Origin of the sequence: Cedecea sp. P7760 (assembly GCF_013386425.1) — a bacterium.
Lineage (GTDB): Bacteria > Pseudomonadota > Gammaproteobacteria > Enterobacterales > Enterobacteriaceae > Cedecea > Cedecea selenatireducens.
Genome location: NZ_JACARU010000028.1, coordinates 1 through 8,368 on the forward strand (window position 1 = coordinate 1; position 8,368 = coordinate 8,368).

An 8,368-nucleotide genomic window follows, 5' to 3' on the forward strand; every position below is an offset into this window, starting at 1 on the left:
CAGCCACACGGAACGTTAAAGTTGCTGCAAGTCCCACAGCCACGCCCTTGTTCCCGGCTCTCATCGCCCCCGGTTATGACCCAACTCAGGCGGGGTTGAGCTGCCGGGAGCAGCGAAAGAGAGCGATCGTCGGGAACGAATCGCGAACGACCCCGAATGTTTGGGTGATAGCCGGTGGGTTTACCGCTTCAGCGGCGATGAGCTCGCCGGGCGCCGGGGGTTGTCAGGGGGCATGGCGTAATGCCACCTGACACGTTCACCGTGCTCTGAGCGTGCACAGAAAACAGATCTATGGGTGAACGGAATAACTGCGGAGCGAAAGATACCTCCTGGATTTGAAAGGAAAATATGTAGCAGAGATAACCTCCGGGGAGAGGGTCACTTTACCGCTTAGGCTGGTGCAAATCCTCAAACACCAGACGTTTACGCCCCGCCTCTACCTCACGCAGCGGCTCAACCTGATGCATCGTTTGCTGACAGCGAATCACCAAATCCTGATACTCCTTCGTCCCCTGTTTTTTCCAGGCCAGCTCTTCCGGTCTTAACTCACGAATCGCTTTTGCCGGGCTGCCGATAATCATCGTATTCGCCGGAAACTCGGCTTTGCCTTTGACAAAGGCCGCCGCGCCGACAATTGAGTTTTCGCCAATTTGCGCGCCGTCCAGAATGACCGCGTTCATGCCAATCAACGCATTTTTGCCGATGCGGCAGCCATGAAGAATTGCGCCGTGGCCGATATGACCGTCCTGCTCCACAACCGTATCCTGCTCCGGGAATCCGTGCATTACGCAGTTATCCTGCACGTTTGCCCCATCTTCTACAATGATGCGCCCAAAGTCGCCGCGCAGGCTGGCATTAGGGCCGATGTAGACGCGGTGGCCGAGGATAACATCGCCAATCAGCACCGCCGTGGGATGCACATAGCTGTCTTCCGGGACAACCGGCGTCAGGCCATCAATCTGATAAATGGACATACGGGCTCCTTATTTTAGGGTGTGAGTCCGCCGAATCGCGTGTGGTAGCCGCTCACCGGGGCAGGCAAATCTCCCACCGAGGTTTCGCCCAGTTCGCTGACGTAAGCCAGTGAACCGGCGGCAACCCGCTGATAGATATTGATGCACAGCTGGCGGGCGCTCTGCCCCAGCCAGTGCGGCGGCAGCAGTTCGTCCGGCAACAGAGGATCTTTCAGCACAACACGACGGTAGAAATGGATCAACAGCAGCTGAATCTGGAAACAGCGCTGCGGCGTCAGTTCATCGCTTCCCGCCTCGCGCAGCAGCGGCAGCAGCGGGCGGAAGGAGTGAATAAACTCGGCGTAGCGTTCGTTTTTATCGGTCAAAAGCCAGCACTCTTCGACGCGGGACTTTAGCGCCGCGCGCGATGTTTGCAGCGGGGATTCGGCCTCAAAACAGATAACCTGCTCGGCCACGCCCGCCTCGTGCAGCAGGCTTTGAATGTCCGCCAGATTTTGTGAGGGAGAAGCCATCAGGTTTGGCGCCAGCGCCCCAAAGCCCTGCCAGATGAGCTGTTTTTTAACCTGCTGCAGCGTGTTTTTTTCCAGACCTTCAGAAAGCAGCAGCAGCCATTTCCCGTCCCAGGCCGGCTGCCCGGCACGGTAAATTTTGGACTCCGCACGGCGCGACATTCTCTGGCCCATGTCCGTCAGGCGATAAAAACTGCGTCGCCCCACCCGCTCCACGTCGAGCCAGCCTTCTTTATTAAGGCGGAAAAGCGACGTCCGGACAAAACGCTCGCCAAATCCTAAAGGCTCCAGCATCGCCGCCAGGCTGCCCAGCCAGATCTCGCCGCCGCGATGGGCCAGCGCATCGCCGTATAAAGAAACAATCAGCGAAGTGCCGCTGATGGGGACCGCGCTGACGGCCTGCTGAATAAACTGATCGAGTTTGCTGCTCATCCTGCCTCATTGCCGCTATGGGAATTCCTGAGAAAAAACATAGCATAATAAAGCCATAGAGCATGACTGAATTAGTCATTATGATTCAAAATACCCATCAGCTGGCATTAGTGCGTAACGCTTAACTCATCGCGTGGGTGATGCCAGCCGGCGGCTTATCGGCTCAAACTCGGGCGTGGCATGGCGCGGTAAAGTATCTCGCTTATGCGCATCAATCGCCTTCCAGTACGACCAGGGCACTTTGCTTTTCCCGAGTTCGTAATCCATGCCGTCCCAGGCATCTTCGCGGAAGCTGTAAAATGCCCAGTGGGCCTGCGTTTTATCCATTACGCGGAGGACATCTTCGAGATACTGGCGGCACCCGGCCAGCTGCCGCATACAGCCAAACTCACCGGCCACCATGCGATTCTCTGCCACGCCGCGCTGCTTAGCCCACGAAAACGGCTGCTGCAAATAGCCGGCCACGCGTTCACCGTCCCATTTTTCCTGTTTGCCGCCGAAAGGGACGACGCCGGGATAGGCATAGGGCTTCAGACGTTTAAGGTTGGGTGCGCTGGTCGCGTCGTAGGGTTCGTACATATGGAAGCTGTAGAGCACGCGATTGTCGTCCAGGGCTGAAGGCCAGTAGCTGAAGCTGTCGGCGGCGGCATACCAGCCGCTATCTACCATTACAGGCGTGGTCTTATCGACTTCACGTATCGCTTTAATAACGGTTTGATAGAACTCAGGCAGGTCTCTCGCCGTACCCTGCTGTTTTTTATACCAGGCCTTCATTTCCTCCGGTGAGGCGTGTTCCGGCAGCCCCGCCCGCTTCTCTGGCGCAGGCTCGTTGATCAGGTTGTACGCGGCAACAGCCGGGTTATCTTTTAGCTGTGCGGCCAGATCGCGCCAGAACTTCGCGCTTTGCTGCCAGTAGCGTTTGTCCTGCCACAGCCGGTCGTCAAACCGGCCATTATTGTTTTGTGCCCAGCGCATACCGGGCAGCGAAAGCGGCGTAATCACCACTTTAAGCCCGGCGGCATGGGCGCGGGCCAGCGTGTCTTTGAGCGTTTGCAGATCCTGCTTCATCAGCCCCTGATAGTTGTCGGCATTCCCCAACAAAAAATCACGCTGCTCCGGCTGCCATTTATCCCAGGACAGCCTTACCCAGGTGGCGCCGTAGCCCTTAAGAGCAGAAAAATAGGCCTGGTCAGGCGGCAGGCGGTTAAAGCTGTTGCCGCCGTGCTGCGGCAAATCCCAGAAAGCGAGGCTGTCAGCGGCAAAAGATGAGGCAGAGATCAGGGCCAGCCCTGCCAGGAGTACTTTAAGTTTCATGGCAAATGTCTCGGTAACAAAAGAGACTGCAGTATTGCTGGTTAGTAGAGGGGGATTGTCAGAGGAATGTCAGAAAAGCGCTGCGAGCGTTAATTTTGTAGCATCACCAGCGGCCCGGCCAGGCGATGCTCGATTCTCACCGCCACGCTTCCCCTGTTTTCAGCGCTCACCACTGCAACGGTTGCCCATACGCTGTCAGGCAGCTTAGAAGGCCAGGGAACCAGCGACAATTTATCGCTCCTTGCCCACCAAATCTGGCTGTAGTCTGTCCGGTTAAGCAGCGTCTGCTCAAGCCACGGCTCAGGACATGAGGAAGCTACCTGCGGTGCATTAAGCGTAATTTCACGATCGTGAAGCTGGATGCGGCTAAGTCCCGCAATACCCTGCAACGCCAGAGGCTGCTGCCATTGCTGCCCGCCGCTTGAGACGGTCAGCAAATAGACGCCCTCGCTCAGCGGCTGGTTAAACTCCTGACTCTCAACGCGATATTCATTTTCCGGTTCGTGCTGTATTGGCGCGGTGGAAAGTACCTCTTTACCGTCAGGCAGCACCAGGGAAACTTTCAGATCGTGGCGGAGGCTTTTGCCGCTCAGGGTAATGCGATAAATACGATTAAGAGGCATATCCCGCTGCATCAGCGTTAACGTTGTATCGTCCAGCCACTCAGGCGCTGCGGGAGGCAGATCTTTGCCACACTGCTTGCTGACCAGGGCGTAAAGCGCGTCTTTCCATGCCGTACGCTGTGCATCGCTGTTCAACTGAGGCCAGACATGAATCAACTGGCTATTGGCAAGATCGCTGCGCTCGTTAAACAGTTGATGATAAAACGGCTCCAGCGGCGTTTGCGGCAGCGTCGCGCCGGCGGTGACAGACGAGATCATGAGGGCAAAAAGACACCGTTTCATGACGATATCTCCAGCCGATAACCAACGCCACGCACGCTCGCAATAGGCAGCCCGGGAAGCTTTTGCCGTAATTGCAAAACATGAGTATCAACCGTTCTGGTCGACGGAAAATGTTGATAGCCCCAGACCTGATTAAGCAGTTCATCACGGGTAAATACGCGCCCGGCCATCTGCATTAGCATTGCCAGCAGTGCAAACTCTGTTGCCGTCAGTGCAACCTCTTTCTGCTGCCAGTTCGCCACCTGCCGCGCCGGAAGTAAGCTGAGCTCACCGCAAATCAGCAGGCCATCCCCTAACGGGCGAAGCTGGGCCCGGATCCGCGCCAGCAGTTCGACATGGGCAAAAGGCTTGCTCAGGTAATCCCGCGCCCCTGCCTCAAGCCCTGCCACCCGTTCTTCAACGCTCACTTTTGCCGTCAAAACTATCACCGGCAGGGCTTTCTTAGCCAGCCACTGCGGCAGTAGCCGGAGGCTGTCACCCTCGGGAAGCTGGCGATCGAGAATCGCTAAATCGACCTGATACCAATATTCAAGAACATGCTCAGTACTACGCAACCAGCGGCAGGCAAACCCTTCCTGTTCCAGAAATGCCGCCAGCCCCTCGCCCAGCGCAATATCATCTTCAATTAACAATAAAGAGTGCGCTTTATTCGTGGTCATAAGGCAACTCCAGGGTGAAAGTGGTTGGTCCGGGGCTGAACGTCAACCTGCCGTTGAGCCGATGAGAAACGCGCTGAACAATGGTTAACCCCAGGCCAAGACTGCTGTTTGACCAGCGCAAGCGGCGGGTCTTCAGCAGAGGATTGTGGCTTATGTTCCCGCGATCGCTCACCTGAAATACAAGGTGTGTTTTATTTTTGCAGACCGTCAAATGCACGGGAGCAGCACCGTGACGAAGAGCATTATCCAGTAAATTCGTCAGACAAAGGCTGCTCCAGTACAGCGAGACGCCAACGGTAGCGTCCTCTTCCAGGCAGTAATTCACTCCGTCTCTGCCTGCACAAAGATGATCAAGCCAGTCGCTAATCTGCACCTGGGTTAGTGTTTCCAGCGCTTCCTTCTGGTGCTCAGCAATAAGGTAATGTTTGCTGGTTTCAGCCATCTGACGCATGCGTTGCAGCGTGTCGGCAAGCGCCACAAAATTGAGCTGTGCACCTTCGGGGAGCTGGTCAAAGTCACGGCGAAAATGCTCGACAACATTGCTTAACTGGGCGATGGGCGTACGCAGCTCGTGCGTCAGCATCTGCGTGATAAATCTCTGCCGTTCGCGTAGCTGGTGCCGTTGCCAGCCCATCCACATCAGCCCTGCAGTAGTCAATATCGCCAGCAGGCCAAACAACCAGCGCCAGACATCGCGGTACCCTTCACGAGCATTGACGCACAGCGCCCCTGCGCGGAAATCGCAGCGCCCTCCTGTATTCACGAGTTCGAGGCCGGACTGCCGGGCCAACGGCTGCCAGACCCTGGGGGCATAGCGCCGCCACTGCTGGTGATTAAGCTGCCAGAGTTCACCGTTCTGCAACAGCCAACGTTGGCCACCCAGCAGCGCATTGAGATTGTCATCGGACAAAGTACCTATGCCCGCAAGGTCGTCGGGTCTTTCCCGCACATGCAGCAAGTTTCTTAGCGCAGCGGCTGCCTCCGGGTGACGCAAAATATACTGCCGGGCGCTGCTTCCGCCTAAAGGGTAGATGGGATTCGCGTTGAACCAGGACGAAGAAGGTATGTTCGGCTGGCATAACGCCGCAATGAATGATTTCACTGCGGCGGATAGCCCGATCTCGCTGGCACAGCGCTTGTCCAGGTGATAAAACGCCGTGAGTTCCGGCAACGACCAGGCCTGAAACTGTGGATACATGGATTCGGGCTTGAGCAGCGTAGCATCTAGCTGTTGCAGGGTTTGCAGCGAGACCTGCGCCGAGGGCGTGGACTGGTTTAACGCCGCGCTAAACTCAGCCAAATGCTCGTCGACGGCCGCCGCACGGGCCGCACTTGCCTGCAGCCAAAAGACGCCGCACAGCCAGAGCAAGGCGTAACGCAAAAAAGTGGCATATCGCTGAGTCACGACAACGGCCTTAATTGAGAGGGTTCGCAAAGCGGCTCTGTTGCCAGCATAGTTATCTCGCAGATTGCGCCGCAAGAAAGGCTTCGATTTGCGAACGGGTGGATGTCCCTTCCATCGGGCCTCGCTGCGAAATCGCCAGCGAACCGCTGGCATTGGCCCAGTTCAGGGCTTCCTCAGGCTGCACCCCGGACAAAAACAGGCTGACAAACGTAGCACCAAAGCAGTCGCCGGCCCCGGTAGGATCAACAACCGAAACGGCGAAACCAGGCACATGCCAGGTTTGCTGGTCACTGAAATAACTCGCCCCTCGCGGCCCTCGCTTGATCACAACGTGTTTCACCCCACGCCTGAGCAGATTGTCCACCAGCAGTTGCTCATCCTCTCCCTGATGCCGCCCGAAATAATCGAGCTCCCCGTCACTTGGCAGGAAAATATCTGTATAATCAAGTATGTATTCAAAAGCCTGCGACATTTCCGGGATATTAAGCATCTCTTTACGAATGTTAGGATCGAAAGAGACCGTGCCGCCGCGCGACTTCACGTTTTCAATCGCTTTTCGCATGGCATCAATGATACGAAACGAAAACAGCGACGAGCCCATAATATGAAAATGATTGCACTGGTTAAGCAGGGTTTCGTCAATATGGTCGGCAGTAAGCAAGCCGCAGGCGCTGTTCGGCAGATTAAAAATAAAATCTCGCTGTGACTGGTTGCGATAACTCACAAAGGCGCTGCCGGTAGTGGCCTTTTGCAGGACGGTAATGCCGTTAACATTGACCCCATCTTTTTCCAGCCGCGCGATATTCATCTCGCCAAAAGCGTCGCTGCCGACGCAGCTGAACAGCACCGAACCAAAACCTAACTTTGCCACCTGATCGGCAAAGATTGCCGGAGCACCGCTGGGGTAAGGCCCCCAGAACTCCCCCGGCCGCGAAAAGCCCTGATTTTCTTTCTTGGCCAAAAACTCCACCAACAGCTCACCGATAGTACATATCGTCACGTTCATCACCGCTCCTTCATTTTGCTTTTTGCAACGCAGTGTTAAGCCACGTCAGGCACTCATTGTTGGTGTAGCTATTGGTCAGCCCCACGTTGAGAAAGCGAGAATGGTATTCTGCCGCGACCACCTGGGGCGTAATGATGCCGCTAATCTGCGCAAGCTCGCCGACGGCATAACGTTTTTCACCATAAACGGGGCGATTAGCGACGACAGCTATAACCTGCTCGCTTTGCGTGACGGCTTCACTCATCAAACTCGCGCTTGCCGCATTTCTCACGCTTAACTTGCCATCCTCGGCAATATGATCGACGACAATGAGCGCGCGCGATGGGCGATAATGGCGAAGCGCAGTTAACGCCAGATCGCCTTCAACCAGGTTTCCTTCGCTGCTTAATACTCCCCCCAGCAGCACCGTTTCTCCTGTAAGAAACTCTTTTGCAAAAGGGACATGCGCCAAATCATTGATCAGCAGAGACAGGTCGCTAAAGCCCGTAAGGAAAGGAATTACCTTACGTAAGATTGCGCCAGCACCTAAAAATACCGTTTCACCTTCATCAATGAGCGCCGCAACCTGACGCGCCATTTCGGTTTCCAGCTCTTTATCTACCCCTACCGACTGTTCCCTCGGCGGTGCCGCTGACGCCCCCTGCTGTGCGGTATAAATTGCGCCACCAAACGAGCGCTTCAGATAGCCTTGCTGCTCCAGATAATTGAGGTCGTTTCGAATGGTGACCCCTGACACGGCAAGCATCTCCGCCAGATCATCCACTTTAATTTCGCCGTTTTTACGAACGATCTCTGCAATATCTAAGCGTCTTTTCAGCAGGCTGGTTGAGGGTTTTGCCACAATAAAGTGCCTTTTAAGTCATTCGAATAATAACTTTCATTTTTAAATTTATCTTTTCTCTTGTCAAACATACGCCCCTCACCAGTCAAACAAAAAGACATAAAACCACTGTTTTTCAATGCATTAATAGATGACCCTGTGTCAACAATACGTTTAAAAATGAAGCATATCAATGACAGATAACTTTCATTTAGTAAATAAGATCGTCGTTGTGTGGTTTCGATCACAGCGGTTAAGCCATGCGATCGCTAAATTACTTTCAAAACGTAAGAGATATCTAGTTAATTTTTTATATTTTGAAACCTAAAGGAGCGAATATGTAT

9 protein-coding genes are annotated in these 8,368 nt (G+C 54.8%); 1 reads left to right on the forward strand and 8 read right to left on the reverse strand.

Annotated features, from left to right (window positions below; translation table 11 throughout):
- A partial coding sequence (locus HX778_RS25010; protein ID WP_218167115.1) for a hypothetical protein occupies nt 1-251 on the forward strand: 251 nt, incomplete at its 5' end.
- A 132-nt stretch (nt 252-383) separates the two neighbouring features.
- Here the strand turns inward: HX778_RS25010 and paaY are convergent.
- The 8 genes from paaY to HX778_RS12350 all read right to left on the reverse strand — a co-directional run bounded on the left by paaY (nt 384) and on the right by HX778_RS12350 (nt 8,045).
- Nucleotides 384-974: a phenylacetic acid degradation protein PaaY gene (gene paaY, locus HX778_RS12315; RefSeq protein WP_176982158.1), complete on the reverse strand. Its 591-nt coding sequence runs from the start codon at nt 972-974 to the stop codon at nt 384-386.
- A gap of 14 nt (nt 975-988) precedes the next feature.
- Nucleotides 989-1,915, reverse strand: coding sequence for a phenylacetic acid degradation operon negative regulatory protein PaaX (gene paaX, locus HX778_RS12320; protein ID WP_176982159.1), 927 nt, complete (start codon nt 1,913-1,915; stop codon nt 989-991).
- A gap of 126 nt (nt 1,916-2,041) precedes the next feature.
- A complete protein-coding gene (locus HX778_RS12325; protein ID WP_038472852.1) occupies nt 2,042-3,229 on the reverse strand; it encodes a glycoside hydrolase family 5 protein in 1,188 nt (395 codons plus the stop codon).
- 89 nt (nt 3,230-3,318) lie between these two features.
- Nucleotides 3,319-4,134: a DUF2861 family protein gene (locus tag HX778_RS12330; protein ID WP_176982160.1), complete on the reverse strand. Its 816-nt coding sequence runs from the start codon at nt 4,132-4,134 to the stop codon at nt 3,319-3,321.
- Nucleotides 4,131-4,793, reverse strand: coding sequence for a response regulator transcription factor (locus HX778_RS12335; RefSeq protein ID WP_176982161.1), 663 nt, complete (start codon nt 4,791-4,793; stop codon nt 4,131-4,133). The genes HX778_RS12330 and HX778_RS12335 overlap by 4 nt, the downstream gene beginning before the upstream one ends.
- Nucleotides 4,780-6,198: a DUF3404 domain-containing protein gene (locus tag HX778_RS12340; protein WP_176982162.1), complete on the reverse strand. Its 1,419-nt coding sequence runs from the start codon at nt 6,196-6,198 to the stop codon at nt 4,780-4,782. The genes HX778_RS12335 and HX778_RS12340 overlap by 14 nt, the downstream gene beginning before the upstream one ends.
- A 52-nt stretch (nt 6,199-6,250) precedes the next feature.
- Nucleotides 6,251-7,204 carry a sugar kinase gene (locus HX778_RS12345; protein ID WP_176982164.1) on the reverse strand — a complete coding sequence of 318 codons (954 nt, stop codon included), beginning with the start codon at nt 7,202-7,204 and terminating at the stop codon, nt 6,251-6,253.
- A gap of 10 nt (nt 7,205-7,214) precedes the next feature.
- The gene (locus HX778_RS12350) at nt 7,215-8,045 is read right to left on the reverse strand and encodes a DeoR/GlpR family DNA-binding transcription regulator (RefSeq protein WP_176982163.1); all 831 of its coding nucleotides are present in this window, start codon (nt 8,043-8,045) and stop codon (nt 7,215-7,217) included.
- Between the last annotated feature and the right edge of the window lie 323 nt (nt 8,046-8,368).

Coding starts and splice junctions, on each gene's coding strand:
- paaY (WP_176982158.1), bottom strand. CDS start 974: ATGTCCATTTATCAGATTGATGGCCTGACGCCGGTTGTCCCGGAAGAC.
- paaX (WP_176982159.1), bottom strand. CDS start 1,915: ATGAGCAGCAAACTCGATCAGTTTATTCAGCAGGCCGTCAGCGCGGTC.
- HX778_RS12345 (WP_176982164.1), bottom strand. CDS start 7,204: ATGAACGTGACGATATGTACTATCGGTGAGCTGTTGGTGGAGTTTTTG.
- HX778_RS12330 (WP_176982160.1), bottom strand. CDS start 4,134: ATGAAACGGTGTCTTTTTGCCCTCATGATCTCGTCTGTCACCGCCGGC.
- HX778_RS12335 (WP_176982161.1), bottom strand. CDS start 4,793: ATGACCACGAATAAAGCGCACTCTTTATTGTTAATTGAAGATGATATT.
- HX778_RS12325 (WP_038472852.1), bottom strand. CDS start 3,229: ATGAAACTTAAAGTACTCCTGGCAGGGCTGGCCCTGATCTCTGCCTCA.